Below are 26,295 nucleotides of genomic sequence, written 5' to 3'. Positions count from 1 at the left end.
AACTGCAGTGCGTCAGGTAGACCGCGTTAGCCGGATTCACGACTGCTTCGCAGCCGAACGCAGGCTTCGCCAGCTGCTACAGATCGCATTACGACATTAACCATGGGGCTGGCGATCAGAGCTGTTTGCCGAGCAACGCGATGAAGCGGTCGACTTCAGCTTCGGTGTTGAGCAGCCCCGGTGCCGTGCGGATCACCGGGCCGACGTCGCGCTCCACGGCATCGGCGATCACGCGGTGTTGCATCAACCAGGCGGCGATCTTGTCGCTGTCCTGGCCCTTGACCCGGAAGAAGCTGAAACCGGATGACAGCTCGGGGCTCAGGGGCGTGACCAGTTCGATCTGCGGGTGCGCTTGCAGGCGTTTTTTCATATAGCTGTTCAGCGCGTGGATACGCGCCTGAACATCGGCCTTGCCCCATTGCAAATGCAGCTTGAAGGCTTCGTTCAGTGCCCAGCGGTGCTCGAACGAGTGGTAGCCGCCCGGTGTCATGGTGGTGGAGAACGCCGTGGCTTCGGAGAAGGTCGGGATGATCGGCGTGACGTATTTGACCTGTTCACTGCGGCTGCAAACGATGCCGGTGCCACGGGGGCCGAACAGCCATTTGTGGGTGCCGGCGATGAAGAAGTCGCAGTTCATGGCGGGAAAACTCAAGTCCTCGACACCAAAACCGTGCACGCCGTCGACCAGGTAAATAATGCGGTCCTGGTCGGCACGGCCGCGGTTGTGCTTGTCCACCAACGCACCGATGTCGGCGATCGGCAGTTTCACGCCACTGCCGGAGTGCACCCAGGTCATGCCAAGCACACGGGTTTCGGGTTTGATGTTCTGGTCGATCGAGGCAAGGATCTCCGCTTTGGACACCGTCTGCGGATCCTTGAACAACCTGATCTTGCGCACCCGGGTGCCGTCCCGCTGAGTGCGCAAGTCGAGAATGGTGTGGGTCGCGTAATGCTCGTGGGCGGTGGTGAGGATTTCCTGGTCGGGGCGCACATGAACGCCGCCGTAAATCATCGCCAGGCCTTCGGTGGTGCTGCCGGTCAAGGCGATCTGTCTGGCATTGGCTTGCAGGTAGCGACCGGCCCAGACACGCACCTCTTCTTCACGCTGCTCGATCACGCCCAGGTCCCAGTCCATCGCCAGCCCGGGGTTTTTATCGAGGGCGGCACGGTGCATCTCGATCGCTTCACGCACAGGTTTTGGGTGCGAGGTGATCAGGAAGTTGGAGAAATGCAGGTAATCCGGTTCCTGGTCGAACAGTTGCCGCAGTTGCGCCCATTTGTCCCCAGGCAGCGAGGGCAGTGGTGTGGCGTTGGCGACGTTGTCCAGGCCGGCAGTCAAGGGCAGGCCGGCGGCGAGGATCCCGGCCTGTTTCAGAAAAGTGCGACGATCGCTCATGGTGTGCTCGTGCCTTGTTGTGAAATCAGCGCCGGCTTGGCGGCTTTCTGTACCTGATCCCAGACTCGCAGGAAGTTGCCGCCCCAGAGCTTGGCGATGTCTGCTTCGGAGTAGCCGCGCGAGATCAGTTCCGCCGTGACATTGCGAATGTCGCCGACGTTTTCCCAGCCTTTGACGCCGCCTCCTTCGTTGAAGTCGGAGCTGATGCCGACATGATCGATGCCGATTTTTCGCACCGTGTAATCGATGGCGTCACCGAGGTCCTTGAGGCTGGCTTTGGGTTCTTCTTCAAGAATTGCGTAGAGACGGCTGGCGTACTGGCCGAATTTTTTCTCGGGCCAGGCAGCGATGACCGGGTCGCCCGGCATCAATGCCATGGCGAGGTTCGGCAGGGGCGGCAGGTCGAACTCTTTGCGCAGTTCGTTGAGTTTGTCCTGGGTGGTCTGGGTCAGCGGGCGCAGGTATTGAGAGAAGCCGACTACTTGCACCACGCCACCGCTGTTCTTGATCAGCTGCATTTCCTTGTCGCTGAGATTGCGCGGGATATCGACCATCGCCCGTGGCGCCGAGTGCGAAGCGACCATCGGCGTGCGGCTCAATTGCGCGACTTGCTCCAGGGCCTTGGTCGACATTTGCGACACGTCGATGATCACGCCCAGGTCATTCAGGCGATGCACCGCTTGCTTGCCCAGGTCCGAGAGGCCGTCGAGGGCATCCGGCGAATCGTTGAAAAACGGCAAGGGACGCGAAGAGTCGGCCCAGTCGTTATTGCCGATATAGCTGAAGCCGAACATGCGCATGCCGCGTGCCGCCCACAGATCCAGCAGCTTCAGGTCGTGGCCCAGCGGGTAGGCATTGAGCATGCTGATGAAAATCGCGAACTTGCCTTCGCCGTGCAAACGACGGAAATCGTCGGGGGTGTAGGCAATGGCGACCTGATTGGGAAAGTCGCGGACCATCCCGGAAATAATCTTGTAGCGGATCTCCTGCTGGTTGCGTGCCTCTTCGACAAAACCGGCGGTGGGCTTGTGCGGCGCGTTGGCGCCATTCCACAGTTCCGGCCAGCCGAAAATCGTCAGGGCCGCGCCGGACAGGCGTCCGCGGTTGGCCTTGACCAGGTCGAACTGGCCCTCGCCATCCTTATCGGCTTCGTTGCCCTGGGTGCCGAAGTTCTGCATCAGGGTGATGTGGCTGTCGAAGGAGAGCATGCGCTCGTGCAACTCGTCGGCCTGTTGCATGACCTTGATCGGGTAACCGGGGTTGTCCTTGAACCCGTAATACCAGACTGCGAAGCCCGCGCCGGCGCTGATCGCCAGGGCCAGCGGCAGGCCGATGTAAAGAGCCTTTTTCGAACGTGGTTTTGTCATTGCCATCTCTGTCAGGTTCGCCGCCCCGGTGCAGGCGCAGGGGCCTTTGCTATCTGGGAGGAACGAGTGGCTGGCCAGGGAATTTAGGTGGCTTGCAAAAGATCGCAGCCTTCGGCAGCTCCTACAAATGCACGGCGTACACCTGTAGGAGCTGCCGAAGGCTGCGATCTTTTAAGGCCCCATAAATTTGTAGCGGCAACAAACGTTCTAGCTTGGATAAAGCCTGCTTCATGGCTGACACAGGTAGGGCAATGACGATTTCTCGACGATGGTTCATGGCAGGCCTGGCGCTGACTGGCGCTGCCGTGCCTGCGGCTTATTATGGGCATCGCGAATGGACGAAGCCGGACCCGACGATCACCCCCGGCGAAGCGACGGTCGACCTGGCGGACACCGCGGGTCAGCAGTTGGCCAACTCGCTGCGGGGGATCTGGGATATCCGTTTCGAAGGTTCGCAAGCGGGCCTCGACGGGTTACCGCAGCACGGGCTGGAGCTGTTTCTCGACATCGCCCAGCGCGGCCGCGGTTTGCGTGGTTGCCTCGATACCGCGCAGCAGTTACGCAGCGCAGCCGAGCCGCGTTACCGGCTGATCGGCGACCTGGTGTCGCCTGACGCCAGCCAGCTGTACTGGCGCCTGATCGATCGGCAATCGGCCAACGGCGCACCGACTTATGAGCTGGCGGTCACGCTCGATGAGGTCTGGGCCGATTTCGGCAATGCCGGCAGTGGCACGCTCAGCGGGCGGATTCTGCGTCTGGATCGCCCGCTCGGTTTGCCGGAACTGGACAATCGCTTTGTCGCGCGCAAACGGCTGTTTCCCGAAGCCCGTGAGCGTGTCGGTCTGAATCCGCCGTTGCTGGCGTGGCTGATATCCGCCGAACACCGCTTGTTCCACCAGCTCTGGCACGCCTCGCGGGACAAATGGCACAAACTCTCCAAGGACCAACAGGGCGCCTTGCGCGGCATCGGCTGGCAGCCGGGCCCGCGAGGCAATGAGCGCGATGCCCGGGGGCCGCGCAAAGACCGTAATGGCTCGGGGGTCGACTTTTTCTTCATGCACCGACACATGCTCGGCACGGCGCGTTCGATGCAGGACCTGCCGTCCTGGTCGAGCTTCCCGATGCCGCAGCCGGAGCTTGAGCGCGACCGTCAGGGCTTCGCCCGCTATTTCGACAATCACGATGGCACGGCGCTGCCGCCTACCTGGCTGGCCGCCGAAGACACCGAGTACACCCAGTGGGTCAGCGACATCAAGACTGCCGAGACCTACCACAGCAATTTTCAGGTGTGGGAATCCCGTTACCGCGACCCGCGTTATCTGTCGAAGCTGACCCTGGGGCAGTTCGGTTCGGAGATCGAGCTGGGGCTGCATGACTGGCTGCACATGCGCTGGGCCTCGGTGCCACGCGATCCTTCCAACGGTCAGCCGGTGCCTTTCGCCAGGGATCCGGCGGACTTTGCCGCGCGTTGGTATGCGCCGGAAAACGATTTCCTCGGTGACCCGTTTTCATCCCACGTGAACCCGGTGTTCTGGCATTTCCATGGCTGGATCGACGATCGTTTGGAAGACTGGTTCCGCGCCCACGAGCGTTTCCATCCGGGTGAACTCAGTCGGCTTGAGGTCAATGGCGTGCCCTGGTTCGCCCCGGGACGCTGGGTTGAAGTCGATGATCCATGGCTCGGCCCGAGCACCCACGGTTGCAGCACCACGCCGGGATTGCAGGTCGGCAAGTCGGTGGAAATGGACCCGGAAACCATGAAGCTGGCGCTGCGCATTACCTTCGGCACGGATGAAAAGAAACTCGCGGATTTGTTCCGGCGAGTGCCGCAACGGCCGTGGTATGCGCGGAATCTGAAGGTCAAGCCGCTGAGGTCGTAAGCCAGGCACTTGTGGCAAGGGAGCAAGCTCCCTCGCCACATAGTTTTGGGTGACAGATAACCTCGATCAAAGCACCTGCCACCCCCCACCCAACGCCTTGTACAGCGCGATGCTCGCCTGCACCCTCGACAACCGCAGTTGCACATTCGCATCCTGCGCCGCATACAGCGTGCGCTGCGTTTCCAGCACCGTCAGCCAATCCTCGGCCCCAGCCTGATAGCGGCTTTGCGCAATGTTGAACGCGGCCTGGGCCTGGTTCAGCTCTTCGCGTTGCCACTGCCGCTGCTCATCCAGGCCGCGAATGCTGTTGAGGGCTTTTTCGACATCGGCAAAAGCATTGATGATTGCGCCTCGGTAGGCTTCCAGCAGTTCTTGTTGGCGGGCCGTGGCCTTGTCGCGCTCGGCGCCGAGGCGGCCGTTGTTGAAGATCGGCGCGACCAGCCCGGCGGTGAGGTTGTAGAACGGGCTGCGCAGAATATCGCTGGCCGTGTTGGCGCCCGAGCCGATGTTGGCGCTGAGGGTCACGGCGGGCAACATGGCGGCGCGTGCGACCGTGACGTTGGCCTGGGCGGCGGCCAGTTGCGCTTCGGCGCGGGCGATATCCGGGCGGCGGCTGAGCAATTCGCTGGGCAGCCCGGCACCGATCGCTGGCCACTGCAGTTGATCAAAGGATTCCTGACTGGGTGGTAGTTGCTGAACCGGCCGGCCGAGCAGGGCGGCGAGGCTGATCCGGGCGTCTTCGGCTTGCTGGCGAATCAGCGGCAGTTGCCGTTGTTGCGCCGCCACCAGGCTTTTCTGTTGCGCCAGTTCCAGTGCGGTGGCCGAGCCTGAGTCGAAGCGAGTCTGCACCAGTTTCAAAACGTTCTGCGCGTTGGCCAGGTTCAGCCCGGCAATGCGACTTTGTTCATCCAGCGACAAGGCTTGCGTGTAGCTGTTGGCCACCCCGCTGAGCAAGGTCAATTCAACCGTGGCCTGATCGAACTCGCTGGCGCGCAGCCCGAACTGCGCACTGTCCCGGGACGCGCGTTTGCCGCCCCAGAAGTCGATCTCGTAACTGGCGCTGAGGTTGGCGTCAAAGTAGTCCACGGCCTTGTTGCTGCTGTCGGCATCGAGTTGACTATAGCCGCTGCCGCGCAGCAATTTCTGGCGGTTGGCGTTCATGCCGGCCTTGATCTCCGGCAACTGCGAGCCGCCGGCAATCACCGTGTCGGCCCGGGCCTGATGCACCCGAGCGATGGCGGCGGCGAGGTCATAACTGCCGACGCGGGCCTGTTCGATCAGGCGATCAAGCTGCGGGCTGCCGAACTGCGTCCACCATTGTCGACTCGTCCGGGAGGCACTTTCATCGTGTGGCGATTGCCAGGCCGACGGTGGTGGAATGCCGCTGTCCGGGCGCGCAGCCGGGTGGCTGCACGCGCCGAGTACCAGGCAAAGGGTCAACAGGCTCAGTTGCGGTTTCATAGATCGATCATTCACTGGTAAGGGCCGTGACCGGGTCGAGCCGGGCAGCTTTGCGGGCCGGCATGAAGCCGAAGACAACGCCGGTGATCAGTGCGCAGGCGAAGGCGCCGATGACCGCCGCCAGGGAAAAGGCCACAGCGACTTTGCTGAGCACCAATACGCCGCCGACGATCAGCGCCAGGGCAATGCCGGCGATCCCGCCGACCACCGAGAGCATCACTGCTTCGGTGAGGAACTGACGCAAAATATCGCGTTGACGGGCGCCGGTGGCCATGCGGATGCCGATCTCGCGAGTTCGTTCGCGCACGGTCATGAGCATGATGTTCATCACGCCGATGCCGCCCACCAGCAGAGAAATCGCCGCAATCGAACCGAGCATCAGCGACAGCGTATTTTGCGTGCGCGCCTCGGCCTGAATCATCGCGGCGTTGTTGGTCAGTTCGAAATCGTGTTTTCCGTCGTGCAGGCGCAGCATCAACTGCTCGATGGCCTTTTCGGTCTCTTTGACCTTGCGCGCATCGGCCGCGGCAATGGCCACGTATTCGGGGTTGTGGGTGCCGAACAACCGGACACTGGCGGCCGAGTAGGGCACGGCAATCCGGTTGTCACTGTCGGAGTCGCCGGAACTGGCGCCTTTTTCCGCAAGCACGCCGACGACCTGAAAGGGCACGTTTTCGATGAGGATGTATTGGCCGATGGGGTTGGCGACATCCTTGAGCAACTTGCTGCGCACCTTGTGGCCGATCACCGCGACCGCTGCGGCGTTGCGTTCATCGGCCTCGGTGAAGTAGCTGCCCTCGACCACCGGCCAGTTGAAGATCGCCGGAAAGTTGGTGTCGTTGCCGCCGACGTAGCTCAGGTGGTCGAGGTTGCCGAAGCGCACCCCGGCTTCGGCGCCGTTGACCGGCATGATCCGCATGACCTGCGGCAGGCTGGCCAGCGCCGCGACGTCATCCAGGGTTACGATACCGGGCGGCGTGCGCGGGTTGGGAGCGGAGCCGCTGAGGTAAATGATGTTCGAGCCGAACGCGCCCATCTGCGCCATGACCTGACGCTTGCTGCCTTCGCCGACGGCCAGCATCACCACCACCGAGGCGACGCCGATGATGATCCCCAACAGCGTCAGGGCGGTGCGGAAACGGTTGATCCACATCACCCGCCAGGCCGCGTGTACGGCATCCACCAATTCACCTTTCCAGGCTCCGGTGGCCTCGCTGCCTTCGCTCAGCCGCTTGCGCAAATCCACCGCTTGCAACGCACCGGGATTGGCCGAGGCCTGCACGGCGGGGTTGTCGCGGGCGCTGTCGCTGATGATCAGGCCGTCACGGATCTCGATCACGCGTTTGGCCCGCGCCGCCACGTCGCGGTCGTGGGTGATGAGGATCACCACATGGCCCTGGCTCGCCAGTTCGTCGAGCAGTGCCATGACCTCGGCGCCGCTGTGGCTGTCGAGGGCGCCGGTGGGTTCGTCGGCGAGGATGATGTGGCCGCCATTCATTAATGCGCGGGCGATGGACACCCGTTGCTGCTGGCCGCCGGAGAGCTGGTGCGGACGGTTGCCGGTGCGTTCGGCCAAGCCCAGACGGTCGAGCAGGGCGGCGGCGCGGGCGTGGCGTTCGACCGCTGGGGTGCCGGCGTAGATTGCCGGCATCTCGACGTTTTCCTGAGCCGAGCCGGACGGAATCAGGTGGTAGCCCTGAAACACGAAACCGAAGGCCTCGCGGCGCAGCCAGGCCAGCTCATCGCTGTCGAGTGCCGCGACATTTTCGCCGGCGAACCGATACTCGCCGGACGTTGGCCGGTCGAGGCAGCCGAGGATGTTCATCAGCGTCGATTTGCCGGAGCCGGAAGCGCCGACGATCGCTACGAATTCCCCGGCGTGGATCGACAGGTCGATGCCGCGCAACACATGAACTTCAGGCGCGTCGCCGCCACCGTAGGATTTACGAATGTCCTGCAGGTCGATCAGAGGCGTTTGCATTCAACCTCCGCTGCCGTCGGCGGGGCCGATCAACAGGTGATCGCCTTCGGCCAGTCCGTCGAGGATCTGCACCTTCAGGCGATCGCTGATGCCGGTGCGCACAGTCCGTTGTTCGATGCTGCCGTTCTGGGCGACCACCCGAGCGGTTTGACTGTCCGCTTGCGGGCCGCCCTGCAACGCCGCGACCGGAGCGGTAAGGACGTTGTTTGCCTGATTGGAAACGAAGAACACTTGGGCGGTCATTTCCGCCATCAGCGCGTTGTCGGCGTTGTCGACGTCCAGCAGCACCGTGTACAGCACCACGCGGGCCGTCCCGCTTTTACTGGAACTGGCCGGACTGCCGCCGCCCTGGCTGGTCTGATCCAGTGGTTTGGGCGGTATCGGCAAAATCTGCCGCACCGTGCTGCTCCAGCGACGGTTACCGCCGCTGAGCGTGGTGAACCAGGCGCTCATGCCGGGTTTGACGTGGCCGATGTCAGCCTCCGAGACCTCGGCCCAGACCGTCATCGGCGACAGTTTGGCGATGCGCAGGATCAGCGGCGTTTGCTGCTGGGCGTTGAGGGTCTGGCCTTCGCGGGCATCGAGGGCCACGACCGTTCCGCTCATCGGCGCGTAAATGCGCGTATAGCCAAGTTCGGCCTGATCGCTGCGCAGGCTGGCCTGGGCCTGACGGATCTGCGCCTCGAACATGTCGATGCGCGCCTGAGTGGTGCGCAGTTCGGCCTGGGCCGTTTGCACATCTTCGTCGCGTGTCGCGCCGCCGGCGGCGAGGTTCTGCTGGCGCTGATATTTCTGCCGGGCCAGGTCGTGTTGTGCCCGTTGTTCCTGCAGCTGCGCCTTGAGGTTGTCGATGGAGAAACGCCCGGCGTCGAGTTTGGCCTGTTGGGTGGAAGGGTCGATTTCCACCAGCAACTGGCCTTCCTTGACCACGTCACCGACCTCCACATGGATCTTGTGGATCTGCCCGGAGGCCTGGGCGCCGACATCGACATACCGCCTCGGTTGCAGGGTTCCCAGTGCCGTGACGCTGCTTTCAATGTCGCCGCGCGCGACCTGGACCGTAGCGAAGCGGTCACGACCCGCTGGCAAAACCTGCCAGGCCGCGATGGCGATAACGGGGATCAGACAAAGGGCAACAAGCAGGGCGCGTCGGGTGTGACGGGGACGTTTCATGCAGGGTTCCGGCCAATAGGATTCGGCCCGTCATTCAGCAGGCGTGCCAAACCTGGCGACAGCTGAACGCTGTCGGAGGACCAACAGCCACGGGGAGCTGTCCTGTAGACGAGGGACGGGGTGGGGAATTTAAGCGTTGAGGCTTTGAGTGACAGACAAAGTCAAAGGTATAGGACAGCACTATTTAGCAGGCAAATAGAAACAGCGCTTTAAATCTATATGAGAATTACTATAAATTACACACTCGAAATCGCCATCATCGTGCCACTGCCTATTTGGGCGATGGCGGATCTGGTTCAAGGATAGAAACCGCACCCCGTGCGGCCGGGAGTCATGTTGGAAAACTACTATCGCGAGCTGGTGTGTTTCCTGAACGCCAGGCTAGGCAACCGCCAGGTGGCCGAAGATGTGGTGCATGACGCGTATCTGCGGGTACTGGAGCGTTCCAGCGACACGCCGATCGAGCAACCCCGGGCGTTCCTTTATCGCACCGCGCTCAACCTGGTGATCGACGACCATCGACGCAATGCCTTGCGACAGGTCGAGTCCCTGGACGTGCTCGACAGCGAAGAACGCTACTTCATCCCTTCGCCCCACAACAGCCTCGATCACGGTCAGCGCCTGGACATGCTCCAGCGCGCGCTGGCGGAGTTGCCACGGCTGTGTCGCGAGAGCTTTCTGTTGCGCAAGATCGAAGGCCTGTCACACCCGCAAATCGCCGAACGCCTGGGGATTTCCAAGGCGCTGGTGGAAAAGCACATCGTTAACGCCATGAAGCATTGCCGGGTACGCATGCGCCAGTGGGATGTCGCTTAAATCAGGCCTCGTTAAATTTTTTTTCATTGTCCTCGTTCCTATTCAACAGACGATCTGCTGCCGCCAAAGGCCGGTCAGGTCACCCAGGCTTTATCCCCGCAGCTGCGGGGTTTATCCAGAGGACACTGGAAATGACACAGGCAATTGCATCGCCCATCGTTCACGACCTGATCGGCGTTGGTTTCGGCCCTTCGAACCTGGCCCTGGCCATCGCCCTGCAAGAGCGCGGGCCGAGCCAGGGCGAGCTGGATGTGCTGTTTCTCGACAAGCAGGCGGACTACCGCTGGCACGGCAACACCCTGGTCACCCAGAGCGAACTGCAGATTTCTTTTCTCAAGGACCTGGTGACGCTGCGCAACCCGACCAGCCCGTATTCCTTCGTCAACTATCTCAAGCACCACGGTCGTCTGGTGGACTTCATCAACCTCGGCACCTTCTATCCGTGCCGCATGGAGTACAACGACTACCTGCGCTGGGTCGCCGGGCAATTTACCGGGCAGAGCCGCTACGGCGAGGAAGTGCTGACCATCGAGCCGGTGCTGCACAACCAGCAGGTCGAGGCGTTGCGGGTGATCTCGCGTGATACTCAGGGGCTGCAGCATGTGCGCACCACCCGTTCGGTGGTGGTCAGCGCCGGCGGTACACCGCGGATTCCCGAAGCGTTCAAGGCACTGAAGGATGACGGTCGGGTGTTCCACCATTCCCAGTACCTGGAGCGCATGGCCGAGCAGCCATGCCTGAACAACCAACCGATGAACATCGCGATCATCGGCGGCGGGCAGAGCGCGGCGGAGGCCTTCATCGACCTTAACGACAGCTTCCCGTCGGTGCAGGTGGACATGATCCTGCGCGGTTCGGCCCTGAAACCGGCCGATGACAGCCCCTTCGTCAACGAAGTGTTCTCGCCGGAGTTCACCGACCTGGTGTTCCAGCAGGCCAGCAGCGAACGTGAACGTCTGGTCAACGAGTACCACAACACCAACTATTCGGTGGTGGACATCGACCTGATCGAACGCATCTACGGGATCTTCTACCGGCAGAAAGTCTCGGGCATCGCGCGCCATGCGTTCCGCACCCTGACCACTATCGAAAAAGCCACCGCCACCGAACGCGGTATCGAGCTGGCGATGCGCAACAACGCCACCGGTGAAGTCACGGTTCACCGCTACGACGCCGTGGTGCTGGCCACCGGTTACGAGCGTCAGATGCACCGAAAGTTGTTGGCGCCGCTGGAACAATACCTGGGTGATTTCGAGGTCGATCGCAACTACAGGCTGATCACCGACGAGCGTTGCAAGGCCGGTATCTACATGCAGGGCTTCTGCCAGGCCAGCCACGGCTTGAGCGACACCTTGCTGTCGATCCTGCCGATCCGCGCCGATGAAATCGCCGGCTCGTTGTATGACCATGGCAAATCCCGTGGGCATGGCCGGTCGGTGAGGGATTTGTTGTTGGCTACAGCTAGCTGATAAGGGGGCCTCGAAAAGATCGCAGCCTTCGGCAGCTCCTACGTGGAATCGCGTACACCCATGAAATATCGGGTGGACACAAATTCTGTAGGAGCTGCCGCAGGCTGCGATCTTTTGATTTTCATGGCCGGAAAAAAACCAATCCTGAACCCTTCCTGAAGAACCCTGCGATTCCCCCCATCACACCCCTGTGCAGCGTTTACTCTCTAGGTATCGCGGCGTAAGCTTCGCGCGTTTTCATCAATTAGCGGAGACCCACAGTGGGTACTTGTTCGAGTGACAGTTGTCGGCCGGTCTCGGTAACCGGCATTTTCCCGGCAAGATAACGCGCAGCCTTTTTGTGCCGTTGTCTCGCCGTAAAGCGAGCAGCGGCATCCCGATCGTGGCCGGTTTGGCCCGACTCCCGACGTCCTCTCATCGACGCTGAACAGCGTGTGATGTTCGACCCCGTGTCGTCATCGCAGCGCCTCGACACGCCTGCTCGACGGTTTCCCGGCTGACCCTGGGGGGCACTGCCATGAACCTGACCTGGCTGAAAGAATTCTTCGCCGGATTCCTGCGAAACCGTCACATCGCCCGGCACTTCCGTCGACTGGCGTTGCTGGAAAGCTTCATCGACACCACGGTCAGCCGTGAAGTCCCGCCGACGCTCGCGCAAACCCTGGTCGCCGCCGCCAACAGCGACACCGGCCAATTGCTGGATAACCTCGGCAGCCACCCTGACGGCCTGACTGAACCCGAGGCCGATGCGCTGCGCGAACAGTACGGCCTCAACGAAGTCGAGCACGAGCAACCGCTGCCGTGGTGGACGCACCTGTGGCACTGCTACAAAAACCCGTTCAACCTGCTGCTGACGTTGCTGGCGGTGATCTCCTGGCTGACCGAAGACATGAAAGCCGCCATCGTGATTTTCTCGATGGTGGTGCTCTCGACCTTGCTGCGTTTCTGGCAGGAAACCAAATCCAACCAGGCCGCCGACGCGCTCAAGGCGATGGTCAGCAACACCGCCACGGTGATGCGTCGGGAGGTGGCGAACAACGGTGCGCAACGCCTCGAATTGCCGATCAAGCAACTGGTGCCGGGTGACCTGATCGTGCTCTCGGCCGGTGACATGATTCCTGCCGATTGCCGAGTGCTCAACGCCAAGGACCTGTTCGTCAGCCAGGCCGCGATGACCGGTGAATCGATGCCGGTGGAAAAATTCCCTCGTCAGCAAGACAACCGCACCCACAACCCGCTGGACCTCGACAACATCCTGTTCATGGGCACCAACGTGGTGTCCGGCACGGCGATGGCGCTGATTCTCACCACGGGCAACAACACCTATTTCGGCGCGCTGGCGCAGCGGGTCGGCGCTACCGATCGTGCGCCGACTTCGTTTCAGACCGGGGTCAACAAAGTCAGTTGGTTGCTGATCCGCTTCATGTTCGTCATGGCGCCGCTGGTGTTGTTCATCAACGGTTTCACCAAGGGTGACTGGACCGAAGCGTTGCTGTTCGCGCTGTCGATCGCCGTGGGCCTGACCCCGGAAATGTTGCCGATGATTGTCACCTCGACCCTGGCCAAGGGCGCGGTGTTCCTGTCGCGCAAAAAAGTCATCGTCAAACGTCTCGACGCGATCCAGAACTTCGGCGCCATGGACGTGCTCTGCACCGACAAGACCGGCACGCTGACCCAGGACAAAATCTTCCTCGCGCGCAACGTCGATGTCTGGGGCAACGATTCCGATGACGTGCTGGAAATGGCCTACCTCAACAGCTACTACCAGACCGGCCTGAAAAACCTGCTGGACGTGGCCGTGCTGGAGCACGTGGAAATCCACCGTGAACTGAAAGTCGGCACGGCGTTTCGCAAGGTCGACGAGATTCCGTTCGACTTCACCCGTCGGCGCATGTCGGTGGTGGTGGCCGAGCGTGATCAGCCGCATCTGCTGATCTGCAAAGGTGCGGTGGAAGAAGTGCTGGCGGTGTGCACCCGGGTGCGCCACGGCGATGCCGACGAGGCGCTGAGCGATGAATTGCTGGCACGGATTCGCCAGGTCACCGCCGCCTTCAATGCCGAAGGCCTGCGGGTGGTGGCGGTGGCGGCGCGGCCGATGATCGAGGGCCGCGACACTTACAGCCTGGCCGATGAACAGGCGCTGACGCTGATCGGTTACGTGGCTTTCCTCGATCCACCGAAGGAAAGCACCGCGCCGGCACTCAAGGCCCTGGCCGCGCACGGTGTGGCGGTGAAAGTGCTGACCGGCGACAACGAACTGGTGACCGCGAAAATCTGCCGCGAAGTCGGGCTGGAGCAGCAAGGCCTGCTGATGGGCAACGACATCGAGCGCATGAGCGACGCCGAGCTGGCGGTGGCGGTGGAGACCACCAACGTCTTCGCCAAACTCACGCCGTCGCACAAGGAACGCATCGTCCGCCTGCTCAAGGGCAACGGCCATGTGGTCGGTTTCATGGGCGACGGCATCAACGATGCGCCAGCCCTGCGCACTGCCGACATCGGCATTTCGGTGGACAGCGCGGTGGACATCGCCAAGGAAGCGGCGGACATCATCCTTCTGGAAAAGAGCCTGATGGTGCTGGAGGAGGGCGTGCTGGAAGGGCGGCGGACCTTCGCCAACATGCTCAAGTACATCAAAATGACCGCCAGCTCGAACTTCGGCAATGTGTTCTCGGTGCTGGTGGCCAGTGCGTTCATTCCGTTCCTGCCCATGCTGCCGATGCACCTGCTGGTGCAGAACCTGCTCTATGACATTTCGCAGATCGCCATCCCGTTCGATAACGTCGATGAAGACATGCTGAAACAACCACAACGCTGGCAGCCGGCGGACGTCGGGCGCTTCATGCTGTTTTTCGGCCCGATCAGTTCGATCTTCGACATCAGCACCTTTGCCTTGATGTGGTACGTGTTCGATGCCAACGCCCCGGACCACCAGACCCTGTTCCAGTCTGGCTGGTTCGTGGTCGGGCTGCTGACCCAGACGCTGATCGTGCACATGATCCGCACGCCGAAGCTCCCGTTCCTGCAAAGCCGCGCCGCCACGCCGCTGCTGGTGATGACGGGCATCATCATGGCCGTGGGGATTTTCCTGCCGATGGGGCCGCTGGCGCACTACTTCAAACTGCAGGCGCTGCCGTCGCTGTATTTCGTGTTCCTGCCGGTGATTCTGCTGGCGTACATGGCACTGACCCAGGCGGTGAAAGGCTTCTACATCCGCAGGTTTGGTTGGCAGTAATGCTGCCAAACGTAGGAGCTGCCGAAGGCTCGGGCCGCGTTCGGACGATCTTTTGATCTTGCTTCAATAAAAATCAAGAGATCGCAGCCTTCGGCAGCGCCTACACAGGCTGCGATCTCTTGATCTTCAAGTCGGACAGAACCCTCTATTTTTAGGAAAAGTCCTACAGAGCGCTCCCCGAGTCTTCCGTAGCCTTGCCGCCTCACTCATCAGCCATTGACCTGGAGGCCCGCGATGACCAATAAAGCCTTGCGCATCCTGATCGCCGACGAACAGCATTTTCACCGGCTGAAAACCGAGCGGTTGTTCAATCAGCTCGGTTATTACCGGGTGGCACCGGTGCACAGCCTTGCAGATATGCTGAACCTGGTGGAGTACGGTTGCGAGCCGTTCGACCTGGTGGTCGTCAATGCCTCATTGGCGGATGGGGCGTTGGACCTGCCTGGGTTCTTCCTCGATAACTCTCAGGTTCATTACTCCTTGATCTACGATGACCACACGACGCTGCCGGATTTAGCGTCCATCCGACGGCTGATGGCGCTCATCGATCCGCCTGCGTGTGAAGCTGCACCGAGTCTGGATCACGAGCGGAATCGACAACGGATCGGTTGAGTCCCGGGTTGCCGTTCGTCGGTACTATCATTTCTGACAGGTACATTCTTCCAGCATTCCGTGCAAAGTCATTGCGCAGCCGCTGCGTCTATCCCGGCGGTTAGCGGCGGGCAATCGTTGAGTTTTTGCACAAGGAATTGCCATGAAGTCAGCGCTGATTGTGGACGATCATCCGGTGGTACGTACCGCAGTCAAAATCGTATTGGTGAATGAGGGTTTCGAACGGATTTACGAGGCTTCCAGCGGTAGCGAGGCGTTGTCGATGATCCGTGAGCATTCACCCACGTTGGTGGTGCTGGATCTGGTCATGTCCGAAGGCGACGGGCTGGATCTGCTGGAACGGATCAAGGCCAGTGACCTGTCGTGTCTGGTACTGGTTTTTACTTCCCTGGATCCGCTGTTTTTTCAAGAGCGTTGCATGCGCGCCGGGGCCATGGCTTATGTCGCCAAGACCCGCTCCTTGCAACAATTGCAAAAAGCCGTGCACGCCGTCATGGCCGGTTACACCTTTTTCGCGCGGTTGCCTGCGGGATCGCAGGACCCCCGGCAACGCAGCGAAAAAGAGATGATCGACAAACTTTCCAACCGTGAACTGACAATCCTGCGGTATTTGGCCCAGGGCATGAGTAACAAGGCTATCGCCGAGCTTATGCACTTGAGTCACAAGACCGTCAGCACCTACAAGACCCGCTTGATCGAAAAACTGGGGGTGAATGCAGCGGTGCACCTGCGCGATTTCGCCAAGCGCAATAAGCTGATCTGAGTGAACCCGACCGTGCGCATCTTCCTGTGGGTGTTGATGCTGTGTCTTGTATCGCAGGCCCTGGTCGCGGTAGCCGACGAGCCTAGGTCATTGCGTCTGCTGGGGCGCTCCACGGTGGAGAGCAACGCTGTCCAGCTGGATGTGGATGATCGCAATTGGCTGATCAGCAAGCGGGTGTTGCGCGTCGGAGTAACGGGGCCGGACTACCCGCCCTTCGAATTGACGCGCAATCACGATGAACTGGAGGGCATTACCGCCGATTACGTCGGGCTGCTTGCGCAACTGCTGCACGTCAACGTCGAGGTGCTGCGCTATGGCACACGCGAGTCAGCGATGGCGGCACTCAAACGCAAAGACCTGGATCTGCTGGGAACCTCCAACAGCTTCGAGGCCGCCGATCCCGAACTGAATCGAACCAGCGCCTATGCCGAAGATCAGCCGATGCTGGTCACCAGACTGGACGAGCGCATGCCCGAGGATCTGGCTGGTAAACGCATTGCCATGGTCGCCGACTATCTGCCGGAGCAGACCGTCAAAGCCTTCTATCCCAAGGCTGATCTGCAACGTTACTCATCGCCGCTCGATGCACTCGGAGCCGTGGCATATGGGCAGGATGATGTGTATCTCGGGGATCTTATCAGTGCCAATTACCTGATCAACAACAACTACCACAATAACGTTCAGTTGATGGGGCCATCCGGCCTTGACGCCAACCCGTTCGGTTTCGCATTGGCGCGGGACAATACGCGCCTGAAAAACATTGTCGACAAGGCGCTGGCGGCGATCCCGATGGAGCAACGCTCTGCCATCGAGCAACGATGGAGTGCCGGCCGTGCCAATCGGCTGGGTCTGCAGCGAGTGAGTCTGAGCGCCAGTGAGCAGCAATGGCGTGCTCGGCATCCGACGGTGAGCGTCGGAGTGGTCGGGGACTTTGCGCCTTTGACTTTCTATGATGCCGAAAGGCGATTCAGCGGGTTGACCGCGCAATTGTTGACGCTGATCAGCCAGCGTAGCGGTTTGAACTTTGACGTGCAGCGGGGCCAATCCCTGGACGAGCAGATCCAGCGACTCAAGGCTGGCGAGATCGACATACTGCCGGCGCTCATCCCCACGACTGAAGGTGTGGCCGGGCTGCGTTTTACCAGCCCTTACGTCACCAATCCATACACGCTGGTCAGTGCAGTCACCCCCGGCAGCCCGAGAACTCTGGAGGATCTGGCCGGCAAACGCCTGGCGATCTATCACAGTCATCCAATGCGCGCATTCATTCTTGCCAGGGCACCGCAGGTGCGGATGCTGGATGTGCAAAGCCCGGCCCAAGGCCTGGAAATGGTCATGAAGGGGGAAGCTGATGCCGCGCTCAGTTCGTTGTTCATGACCCGCTACCTGATTGCCCGGTATTACGGCGGGCGTCTGCGCATCAGCAGTACTGTGGGCGATGAACCGGCACGCATCGCTCTGGCGACTGGAAGTGATGCGCTGGAGCTGCACTCGATTCTGAACAAGGCATTGCTGAGTATTTCGCCGCAGGAAATGGACGATCTGGTGGCGCGCTGGAGCCATGACGTGGTGGTGGATGACAGCTATTGGCTGCGTCATCGCCAGGGCATTCTTCAGGCCTTTACCGTGGCTGGCGCCTTGCTGTTGCTCGCCCTGGTCTGGATTGCCTGGCAGCGCCGACAGATTCGCCAGCGCCAGCAATGGTTGCAGCAATTGCAGGACGCCAAGGACGTGGCGGACGACGCCAATCGCGCCAAAACCACCTTTCTGGCGACCATGAGTCATGAGATCCGCACACCGATGAACGCGCTGATCGGCATGCTTGAACTGGCCCTGATGCGCGCGGATGAAGGCGTCATCGACCGTTCTGCCATTGAGGTGGCGTCCAGTGCCGGCCAACAATTGCTGGCGCTGATCGGCGACATCCTGGATATCGCGCGTATCGAGTCAGGGCATTTATCCCTGACCCCTGAGCGCGCCAATCTGCGGGGGCTGGTGGAATCGGTGTGTCGGGTTTTTGAAGGCCTGGCACGGCAGAAAGAGCTGGCGTGGCGAATCGATCTGGACGAACACAGTGACTGTGATGTGTTGATCGATCCCACACGCTTCAAACAGGTGCTGTCCAATCTGCTGAGCAATGCCATCAAGTTCACCCATGAGGGGGAGGTGAGCCTGACGCTGCGGGTAGCGCCCGTTACGGCGGGGCATCTGGCGGTCAGCGTACGCATTGAAGACACCGGCATTGGCATCAGCACCGTCGACCGCCAACGATTGTTCAGCCCGTTTATCCAGGCCGATAACGGCCGACAGTCAGCCCGAAGCGGTTCTGGCCTGGGATTGGTGATCAGTCGCACGCTGTGCGAAATGATGGGCGGGCGGTTGCAACTCGACAGCGTTCCTGGGCAAGGCACGCGGATCGACATCAACCTTGAGCTGATCGCATTGCAACCGTTGCCTTCTAGTGTGGGGGGCGATATCGGGTTGCAGGCGCCGACGCGGTCACTGACGATTCTGGTGGTCGACGATCACTCGGCCAATCGATTGTTGCTTTCACGACAACTGAGCCACCTGGGGCATCATGTTCTGGAGGCCGAAGAGGGCACACGGGGGCTTGAACTGTGGCGTGAGCATGGCTTTGATCTGGTCGTCACCGACTGCAATATGCCCAAGCTCAGTGGTTATGAACTGACCGGTGCCATACGCGATGAAGAGCGCGCCCAGGGATTGTCGCCAACGCTGATTCTGGGGTTTACCGCCAATGCGCGGCCCGAGGAGAAGTTGCGCTGTCTGGAGGCAGGCATGGACGACTGCCTGTTCAAACCCATCCTGCTGGCGGATTTGCACGCTTGGCTGGCGTCCAGGTTTGCCAGTCAGGCGCCAGAGCACATCGACGAACCATCTACGCCCGAGATGGACCTGAGTGGCCTGGAGCAATACGTCGGTGCAGACCGCACACTCCTTAATCGCCTTTTGCATGAAGTGACGCAGACCAACCGGACGGACCTGGATGATTTGCTCCAGGCGCACGCCAATGGCAATCACCGTGTGCTGTTCGACCTGGCGCACCGCATCAAGGGCGGTGCGCGCATGGTTCGGGCACAGCGCTTGATCGAGGGCTGCGAGCAACTGGAGCTTGTCATCAACGGGGGAGATCCGGTGCTGCTCAAGGAAGCTGTCGATCAGTTGCAGCGCGCGATGTCATCGCTGGATAAACGCTTGAGCCAAGATTTAAGTCAGGGCTGAAACTCAATCCCACTGCGGCGCAATGCCGTTGGGGCTGGTCAGCCGCTGGCCGCGATCCAGGCCCGCGATCAGCGCCATGTCGGCGTCGTTCAGGGTCAGGGTGCAGGCGTGCAAATTGCTTTGCAGGTTGGTGCGTTTGGTGGAAGAGGGGATCACCGCGTACCCCAGTTGCATGGCCCAGGCCAGGGTGACTTGGGCCGGTGTCGCCTGCAGGCGATCGGCGATCTGCTGGATGAGCGGATCTTTCAGCACTTCGCCATAGGCCAGGGTCATATAAGAGGTGATCTGGATGCCCTGGCTTTGCGCAAATTCGACGACCTTGCGGTTTTGCAGGTACGGGTGCAGCTCGATCTGGTTGGTGGCGATGTTCTCGGCGCCGACCGCAGCGATGGCTTGCTTCATCAGGTCGACCGTGAAGTTGGACACGCCGATCCGACGGGTCAGGCCCAGTCGTTTGGCCTCGAGCAACGCCCCCATGAACTCTTCGACCGGCACCTGATCTTCCGGCGACGGCCAGTGGATCAGGGTCAGGTCCAGATAGTCGGTTTGCAGCTTATCCAGGCTCTCTTTGAGGCTGTCGATCAATCGGTCTTTGGCGTAATTGGCGACCCAGATTTTGCTGGTGATGAAAAGCTCTTCACGGGCAATGCCGCTGGCAGCGATAGCCTGGCCGACCTCGGCTTCGTTTTCGTAGATTTGCGCGGTGTCGATGACCCGGTAACCCAGCTCAAGACCGGCGCTTACCGAATCGATGACCACTTGGCCTTGCAGGCGAAACGTACCAAGACCGAATGCGGGAATAGACATCAATGACTCCAGGGGTTGCAGTGGGAATGGGCGGGAGTATCCCCGGCTGCACCCTTGAGAAAAACCGCTGGTTTGGCAAAGCACTGTTTACCGCAAGTCATGAATGGGCTGTTGGAAGATCAAAAAATCTTCCTCCATCGTTCTCCAGATAGAACGATGAGGCTGATTTTTGCAGTCTAGTGCGCCAAAGGTCATGGTTTTAAGCTTTATCCATCGCGTCACACAACAGATTCAGAGGCCAAGATGAAAAACATCATCGGTATCTACACCAGTCCACGACCTCATTGGGTCGGCGACGGTTTTCCGGTTCGCACGCTGTTTTCCTACGACAACCTGGGCAAACACATCAGCCCGTTCCTGCTGCTGGATCACGCAGGCCCCGCCGAATTCACTCCGACCACCGAGCGTCGTGGCGTGGGTCAGCATCCGCACCGCGGGTTCGAGACCGTGACGATCGTCTACAAGGGCGAGCTGGAACACCGTGACTCCACCGGCAGCGGCGGCAAGATCGGCCCCGGCGATGTGCAATGGATGACCGCAGCCTCGGGGATCATTCATGAGGAGTTTCACTCCGAAGGTTTCGCCAAAACCGGCGGCACCCTGGAAATGGTGCAGCTGTGGGTCAACTTGCCGGCCAGGGACAAGATGGCCGAGCCCGGTTACCAGACGATTCTCGACGGCGACATTGCGCGTATCCCGCTGAAAAACAATGCCGGCAGCCTGCGCTTGATTGCCGGTGAGTTCGACGGTCACAAAGGCCCGGCGCGGACCTTCACGCCGATCGACGTATGGGATGTGCGCTTGAACGCCGGCAAGTTGCTGACCTTGGATCTGCATGAAGGACGCAACACCGCACTGGTGGTGCTGCGCGGTACGGTTCAGGTCAATGGTCAGGAACTGGTGCGTGACGGGCAGTTGGCGTTGTTCGAACGCAACGGTGATCAGCTCAGCCTCGAAGCCGACAACGATGCAGTCGTGCTGCTGCTCAGCGGCGAGCCGATCGACGAGCCCATCGTCGGCCACGGCCCGTTTGTAATGAACACCGAGCAGGAAATCCATCAGGCCTTCAGCGACTTCCAGTCGGGCCGGTTCGGCCGGATGAGCGGTTGAATACGACGCAGTAGTGGGTTGCTCTGCAACCTGGTATCTCCCACATCGGCTTTGTGGTGTTTTGCAGATCGCAGGCTTCGCCAGCTCCTACAATCTGTGAGATCTTCACGCCATTGGCCTTTGTTGGAGTTGCTTGATGCTGTCACTGCTCACCAATCACCCGTTGCTTAGCGCGCTGATCCTGATCCTGATCGATCTGGTGTTGTGGCGTTTGATCACGGCCAGCGGCAGCAACTGGAAACTGGCCGCGCGGCTGGTGATTTTCTCGCTGTTCAGCGTGCTGCTGTTCAACGAAGGCTTGAACCCCATGGCGCCGGCGCCCTGGGCCGATAATGTGCCGTTGCACCTGGCGGCAACCGGTTTGCAGATCGGTTGGTGGCTGTACGCGGCGCGCACCCTGACGGTGTTGCTCGGTGCGGTGATGATGCAACGGGTCGGGCACACCGGGCGCTTGTTGCAGGACCTGCTCGGCGCGGTGATTTTCCTGATCGCGGTCATCGCCGCACTGGCATACGTGCTCGAGTTGCCGGTCAAGGGCGTGCTGGCGACGTCCGGTGCGTTGGCGATCGTCGTCGGCCTGGCCCTGCAAAGCACCCTCAGCGACGTGTTCTCCGGGATCGTCCTGAACACCACCAAACCCTATCAACTGGATGACTGGATCTCCATCGATGGCACCGAAGGCCGGGTCACCGACATTGACTGGCGCGCCACGCGCCTGCAAACCGCGCAAGGCAGCATGGCGGTGATTCCCAACTCCCTGGCGGCCAAGGCCAAGATCGTCAACTTCAGCCGCCCAAGCGACATTTTCGGTGTCTCGATCAGCCTGCAAGTGAGCCCCCATGCTCGTCCGCAAAAAGTGGTCGATGCATTGGAACGGGCCATGCAGGGGTGCCGTTTTCTGTTGAGCAAACCGGCGCCGAACGTGGCGTTGAAAAGCTCCGGCAGCACTGGCGTGGAATACGAAATCAGCGGTTTCGTGGTGTCCATGGATCAGAAACGCATGGTGCGTAATCAGTTGTTCGACCTGGCGTTCCGGCATTTGCAGGCATCCGGTATCAGCCTGTTGTCGAGCGTCGAGCCTAACGCGCCTGCTGCCTTGTCTCGGCCGCGGGCGCTGCTGGACAGCTCGAACATTTTCTCGACTCTGCGTCAGGAAGAGAAAGAAACCTTCAGCCAGAACATGACGCTACAAACCTTCCGCGCCGGCGAAATGATCCTGCCGGCGGGGGAGGTCAGCGATCACCTGTTCATCATCGAGTCCGGAGTGGTGTCGGTAGCCCTGAACCGCGGCGGCACCAAGTTCGAAGCCGCGCGCATGGGGCCGGGAGAGGTGATTGGCGAGGCCGGGGTTCTTTCCGATGAATCGGCGCTCGCCGACTTTACGGCCAAGACCTTTTGCACGCTTTATCGCATCGAGAAGGAATACCTCAAGCCGTGCCTGGATGCGCGTCATGACATCAATGAGGCGATGAAAGCCTTGCTGGATTTCCGTATGCATACGGCTCAGACGCTGATGCAGGAAACACCCAAGGTGGTGGCGAAGAAGGGGTTTTTGCAGTGGTTGCGCAGCCGTAGCCACTGATAGGTTGATTGCCTGTACCGACGCCTTCGCGAGCCTGTTCGCGAAGGCGTCGGTACCATCACTGAAGTCTTCTGGTCTATTGGCATCCTCAACTTCCCAATAATTGGCTATTTGTTCAACCGCAGGTCCGCATTAACGTAGCGCCAACACCCATTGTGATTGGAGCTCGCCATGCAAACCCGTATCGATTTCTACACCGCCTCCCCTGACGCCCTCAAGGCCATGATGGCCCTGGAAACCGCGGTCTCGAAACTACCGCTGGAAAAGTCGCTGATCGAACTGGTCAAGCTGCGCGCGTCGCAGATCAACGGTTGTGCCTTCTGCATCGACATGCACACTGCCGATGCCATCAAGGGCGGGGAAACGCCACGTCGGCTGTTCGCCGTGACAGCCTGGCGCGAGGCGCCGTTTTTCACCAATCGCGAGCGCGCCGCACTGGCCTGGACCGAGTCCATGACCCAAGTGAGCCTGACCCACGCGCCGGACGAAGACTATGCGCTGCTCAGCGCCGAGTTCAGCCCCAAGGAAATGGTCGACCTGACTGTGGCGATTTCCACCATCAACAGCTGGAACCGCCTGGCTGTGGGTTTCCGCAAGATGCCTCAGGCCTGATTTTTTGAAGTGCCGCCAGGCTCAATGAGCATCGGCACTCGGCGCGGCTGGTGGTTGTACCTTGCGCATCAGGGGCACCATCGCCGTGGCGAGAATGAAACAGACCATGATCATCAGGAACGCGTCGCCGTAGGTTTGCGTCTGCGCTTCGCGGTAGGTCAGCAGCCACAGTTGATGCAGGCTGGCGGTGACGCCGATGTCACCGCTCTGGCCGAGGGCGGCGAAGTTATGGCCGACCTGGGACAGCCACTGATTGAGTGCTTCGTTGGTGCTGTTGAGGTTCTCTGCCAACCGGGTGAAGTGCAGGTTGGTGCGGTCATTGAGGATGGTCGCGCACGCAGCGATCCCCATTGCGCCGCCGAGGTTACGCATCAGGTTGAATAATCCCGAAGCATGTTTGAGCCGCGCCGGTGCCAACCCGCCAAGGGTCAGGGTCACCGCCGGCGGCACCGCCAGTTGCTGCGCGATCCCGCGCAAGGCCTGCGGCAGAATCAATTCTCTAGCCCCCCAGTCATGGGTGATCGGGCTGAAATCCCACATCGACAGGGCGAACAGCCCAAGGCCGGTCATCATGATCCAGCGCAGGTCGATGCGATTGGCCAGAAAGGCATACAGCGGAATCGCCATTATCTGGAACACCCCGGTGGAAAAAACCGCTAGGCCAATGTCCAGCGCGCTGTAGCCGCGCACCCGGCCGAGAAACAGCGGCGTCAGGTAAATCGTCGCGAACAGGCCGATCCCGGTGACGAACGAAAAGAAACAACCGAGGGCGAAGTTGCGGTCCTTCAAGGCGCGCAGATCGACGATCGGATTAGCCACGTGCAAGGTTCGACCGATGAAGGCCAATCCGGCCAGGCCGCTGATCCACGCGGTGGTCAGAATCGTGCTGTCGCTGAACCAGTTCCAGCGCGGGCCTTCTTCGAGGGTGTATTCCAGGCAACCGAGAAACACCGCCATGAACAGCATGCTCAGGTAGTCGGCGCCTTTGAGCAGCGACAATTCCGGCTGGTCGATTTTCACCAGCATCGGCACTGCCACCGCGACGAAAATCCCCGGCACCAGGTTGATGTAGAACAGCCAGTGCCAGGACGAAATGTCAGTGATCCAGCCACCGATTACCGGCCCCAGCGTCGGCGCCAGCGAGGCCACTGCGCCGATGGTTGCGGCGGCGATCACCCGTTGCTTGCCGGTGAAGAAAAAGAAGGCGGTGGTGAACACCAGCGGAATCATCGAGCCACCGAGAAACCCTTGCAGGGCGCGGAAGGCGATCATGCTCTGGATGTTCCAGGCCACGCCGCAGAGCAGACTGGCCAGGGTGAAGCCAATCGCCGAGGCGCAGAACAGCCAACGGGTCGAGAACACCCGGGACAACCAGCCCGACAGCGGAATCACGATGATTTCGGCGATCAGGTAACTGGTCTGCACCCAGGCGGTTTCGTCAGTGCCGGCCGAGAGCCCTCCGCCGATGTCACGCAGCGACGCCGAGACGATCTGGATATCCAGCAGCGCAATGAACATGCCGATGCACATCGTGGCGAAGGCGAACACCTTGGTCGCCGTCGCCATGTTGGCGGCGTTGAACGGTTGCGCGGGGGCGGCAAGGGCGCGGCTCATGGCGCGCGGGCCACGGTTGGGGTTTGCGCTTCAGGCTCGGCGCGGGTGTCCACTTCGGCCGTCACCGACAGGCCTGGACGCAGATGACCGAGTACGCCATCCGCCGGGTCGAGCAGGATCCGCACCGGCACCCGCTGGACGATTTTGGTGAAGTTACCGGTGGCGTTTTCCGGTGGCAGCACGCTGAACTGCGAACCGCTGGCCGGCGCGAGGCTGTCCAGATGCCCGTGGAATTCACGCCCCTTGAGCACGTCGGCATGCACGATCACACGTTGGCCCGGCGTCATCCGCGCTAGCTGATCCTCCTTGAAATTGGCATCGACCCACAATCCGCTGGCCGGCACCAACGACAACAGTTGCGAACCGGCCTGGGCATAAGCGCCGACCCGCGCCCGACGATTGCCGATCACGCCGTCGACGGGGGCTTTCAACTCGGTGTAGCCGACGTTCAACTGCGCCAGATCACGCTCGGCCCGCGCCTGTACCAATGCGGCACGGGCTTGTTGTTTCTGGGTTTCGATCACGTTCAACTGGCGTTGCGCGGCCAGCAGTTCGGCCTGGGCCCGGGCACTCTGCGCCTGGGCCGTCTTGAAGGTGGCGTCGGCCCGTTGCGCGCTTTCCACCGAGACGGCATTGCTGCCCACCAGGCGTTTGTAGCGGGCATTGTCGTCCCGCGAGCGCGCGGTTTCGGCGCCCGCAGCATCGATGCCGGCGCGGGCCTGGCCGATCACCGCGTGTTGCAGTTGTTCGGTGGCGTCGAGGTTGGCGAGCAGCGCTTCTTCAGCGGCCACCGCGCCTTCGGCCTTGGCCAGGTTGGCGCGATAGTCACGGGCGTCGATCCGGATCAGCACATCGCCGGCCTTGACCCTCTGGTTGTCGGTCACCAGCACTTCTTCGATATAGCCGGCGACTTTCGGGCCGATTACCGTGACGTCGCCACCAATGTAGGCATCGTCGGTTTCTTCGATGAAGCGCCCGGCAGTCCACCAATGGTTCGCGTACAGCCCGATGAACACCAGGGCTGCGATGGCTGCCGTCAGCAGCACCAGCCGTTTCAACAGGGGAGGCTTGGGTGGGTTCACTGCGACAGCAAGGTCGGGTTCAAGGCTGGGCATGCTGGTCATGGACAAATACCTGTGGGAAACGGCGCTTTATTACAAGTGTAATATGATGC

General features: G+C 61.0%; 18 protein-coding genes. 10 read left to right on the top strand and 8 right to left on the bottom strand.

The genetic code is table 11. The features are described 5' to 3' along the window. Positions 1-115 precede the first annotated feature (115 nt). Positions 116-1,396, bottom strand: coding sequence for a pyoverdine-tailoring periplasmic protein PvdN (gene pvdN / locus ACEN9A_RS19745; protein ID WP_258670020.1), 1,281 nt, complete (start codon positions 1,394-1,396; stop codon positions 116-118). Continuing rightward, positions 1,393-2,763 carry a pyoverdine-tailoring dipeptidase-like protein PvdM gene (pvdM, locus tag ACEN9A_RS19740; protein WP_019648337.1) on the bottom strand — a complete coding sequence of 457 codons (1,371 nt, stop codon included), beginning with the start codon at positions 2,761-2,763 and terminating at the stop codon, positions 1,393-1,395. The genes pvdN and pvdM overlap by 4 nt, the downstream gene beginning before the upstream one ends. Positions 2,764-3,014: 251 nt before the next feature. Here pvdM and pvdP point away from each other — a divergent pair, with 251 nt between their 5' ends. Next, on the top strand, positions 3,015-4,643 hold the full coding sequence (pvdP, locus tag ACEN9A_RS19735) for a pyoverdine maturation tyrosinase PvdP (RefSeq protein ID WP_413386167.1): 1,629 nt from the start codon (positions 3,015-3,017) through the stop codon (positions 4,641-4,643). Positions 4,644-4,709: 66 nt separating this feature from the next. Here pvdP and ACEN9A_RS19730 read toward each other — a convergent pair whose 3' ends face one another. Genes ACEN9A_RS19730 through ACEN9A_RS19720 form a run of 3 tightly spaced genes read right to left on the bottom strand, consistent with a single transcriptional unit; the run spans position 4,710 to position 9,258 of the window. Next, a complete protein-coding gene (locus ACEN9A_RS19730) occupies positions 4,710-6,104 on the bottom strand; it encodes an efflux transporter outer membrane subunit (RefSeq protein WP_258670014.1) in 1,395 nt (464 codons plus the stop codon). A gap of 7 nt (positions 6,105-6,111) precedes the next feature. Continuing rightward, positions 6,112-8,085, bottom strand: coding sequence for a MacB family efflux pump subunit (locus tag ACEN9A_RS19725; protein ID WP_258670012.1), 1,974 nt, complete (start codon positions 8,083-8,085; stop codon positions 6,112-6,114). Next, positions 8,086-9,258 (bottom strand): efflux RND transporter periplasmic adaptor subunit, encoded by a 1,173-nt coding sequence (locus tag ACEN9A_RS19720; protein WP_258670009.1) that lies wholly within the window; start codon positions 9,256-9,258, stop codon positions 8,086-8,088. A 333-nt stretch (positions 9,259-9,591) separates the two neighbouring features. Between ACEN9A_RS19720 and ACEN9A_RS19715 the strand changes: the two genes are divergently transcribed. The 6 genes from ACEN9A_RS19715 to ACEN9A_RS19690 all read left to right on the top strand — a co-directional run bounded on the left by ACEN9A_RS19715 (position 9,592) and on the right by ACEN9A_RS19690 (position 19,396). Beyond that, positions 9,592-10,074, top strand: coding sequence for a sigma-70 family RNA polymerase sigma factor (locus ACEN9A_RS19715; RefSeq protein WP_309475220.1), 483 nt, complete (start codon positions 9,592-9,594; stop codon positions 10,072-10,074). 131 nt (positions 10,075-10,205) lie between these two features. Next, positions 10,206-11,543: a lysine N(6)-hydroxylase/L-ornithine N(5)-oxygenase family protein gene (locus ACEN9A_RS19710; RefSeq protein ID WP_258670006.1), complete on the top strand. Its 1,338-nt coding sequence runs from the start codon at positions 10,206-10,208 to the stop codon at positions 11,541-11,543. A gap of 517 nt (positions 11,544-12,060) precedes the next feature. Continuing rightward, complete coding sequence (gene mgtA / locus ACEN9A_RS19705; protein WP_258670003.1) at positions 12,061-14,778, top strand: magnesium-translocating P-type ATPase; 2,718 nt, start codon at positions 12,061-12,063, stop codon at positions 14,776-14,778. A 234-nt stretch (positions 14,779-15,012) separates the two neighbouring features. Then, positions 15,013-15,390 (top strand): ANTAR domain-containing protein, encoded by a 378-nt coding sequence (locus ACEN9A_RS19700; protein ID WP_258669995.1) that lies wholly within the window; start codon positions 15,013-15,015, stop codon positions 15,388-15,390. A gap of 142 nt (positions 15,391-15,532) precedes the next feature. Then, positions 15,533-16,153, top strand: coding sequence for a response regulator transcription factor (locus tag ACEN9A_RS19695; protein WP_258669992.1), 621 nt, complete (start codon positions 15,533-15,535; stop codon positions 16,151-16,153). Continuing rightward, positions 16,154-19,396 (top strand): ATP-binding protein, encoded by a 3,243-nt coding sequence (locus ACEN9A_RS19690; protein WP_258669989.1) that lies wholly within the window; start codon positions 16,154-16,156, stop codon positions 19,394-19,396. It begins immediately after the preceding gene. A gap of 3 nt (positions 19,397-19,399) precedes the next feature. Here ACEN9A_RS19690 and dkgB read toward each other — a convergent pair whose 3' ends face one another. After that, the gene (gene dkgB / locus ACEN9A_RS19685; protein ID WP_258669986.1) at positions 19,400-20,203 is read right to left on the bottom strand and encodes a 2,5-didehydrogluconate reductase DkgB; all 804 of its coding nucleotides are present in this window, start codon (positions 20,201-20,203) and stop codon (positions 19,400-19,402) included. A gap of 243 nt (positions 20,204-20,446) precedes the next feature. Between dkgB and ACEN9A_RS19680 the strand changes: the two genes are divergently transcribed. The 3 genes from ACEN9A_RS19680 (at position 20,447) to ACEN9A_RS19670 (ending at position 23,507) form a co-directional block, all read left to right on the top strand. Next, a complete protein-coding gene (locus ACEN9A_RS19680) occupies positions 20,447-21,313 on the top strand; it encodes a pirin family protein (protein WP_018925360.1) in 867 nt (288 codons plus the stop codon). A gap of 136 nt (positions 21,314-21,449) precedes the next feature. Next, a complete protein-coding gene (locus tag ACEN9A_RS19675; RefSeq protein WP_258669982.1) occupies positions 21,450-22,895 on the top strand; it encodes a mechanosensitive ion channel family protein in 1,446 nt (481 codons plus the stop codon). A 171-nt stretch (positions 22,896-23,066) separates the two neighbouring features. Beyond that, positions 23,067-23,507, top strand: coding sequence for a carboxymuconolactone decarboxylase family protein (locus ACEN9A_RS19670; RefSeq protein WP_258669979.1), 441 nt, complete (start codon positions 23,067-23,069; stop codon positions 23,505-23,507). A gap of 21 nt (positions 23,508-23,528) precedes the next feature. Here ACEN9A_RS19670 and ACEN9A_RS19665 read toward each other — a convergent pair whose 3' ends face one another. Then, positions 23,529-25,121 carry a DHA2 family efflux MFS transporter permease subunit gene (locus tag ACEN9A_RS19665; RefSeq protein WP_258669976.1) on the bottom strand — a complete coding sequence of 531 codons (1,593 nt, stop codon included), beginning with the start codon at positions 25,119-25,121 and terminating at the stop codon, positions 23,529-23,531. After that, the gene (locus ACEN9A_RS19660; protein ID WP_258669971.1) at positions 25,118-26,245 is read right to left on the bottom strand and encodes an HlyD family secretion protein; all 1,128 of its coding nucleotides are present in this window, start codon (positions 26,243-26,245) and stop codon (positions 25,118-25,120) included. Before ACEN9A_RS19660 ends, ACEN9A_RS19665 begins: the two co-directional genes overlap by 4 nt. Between the last annotated feature and the right edge of the window lie 50 nt (positions 26,246-26,295).

This window comes from Pseudomonas sp. Pseusp18 (assembly GCF_059506005.1).
This window is presented reverse-complemented; position numbering and strand designations above follow the sequence as displayed.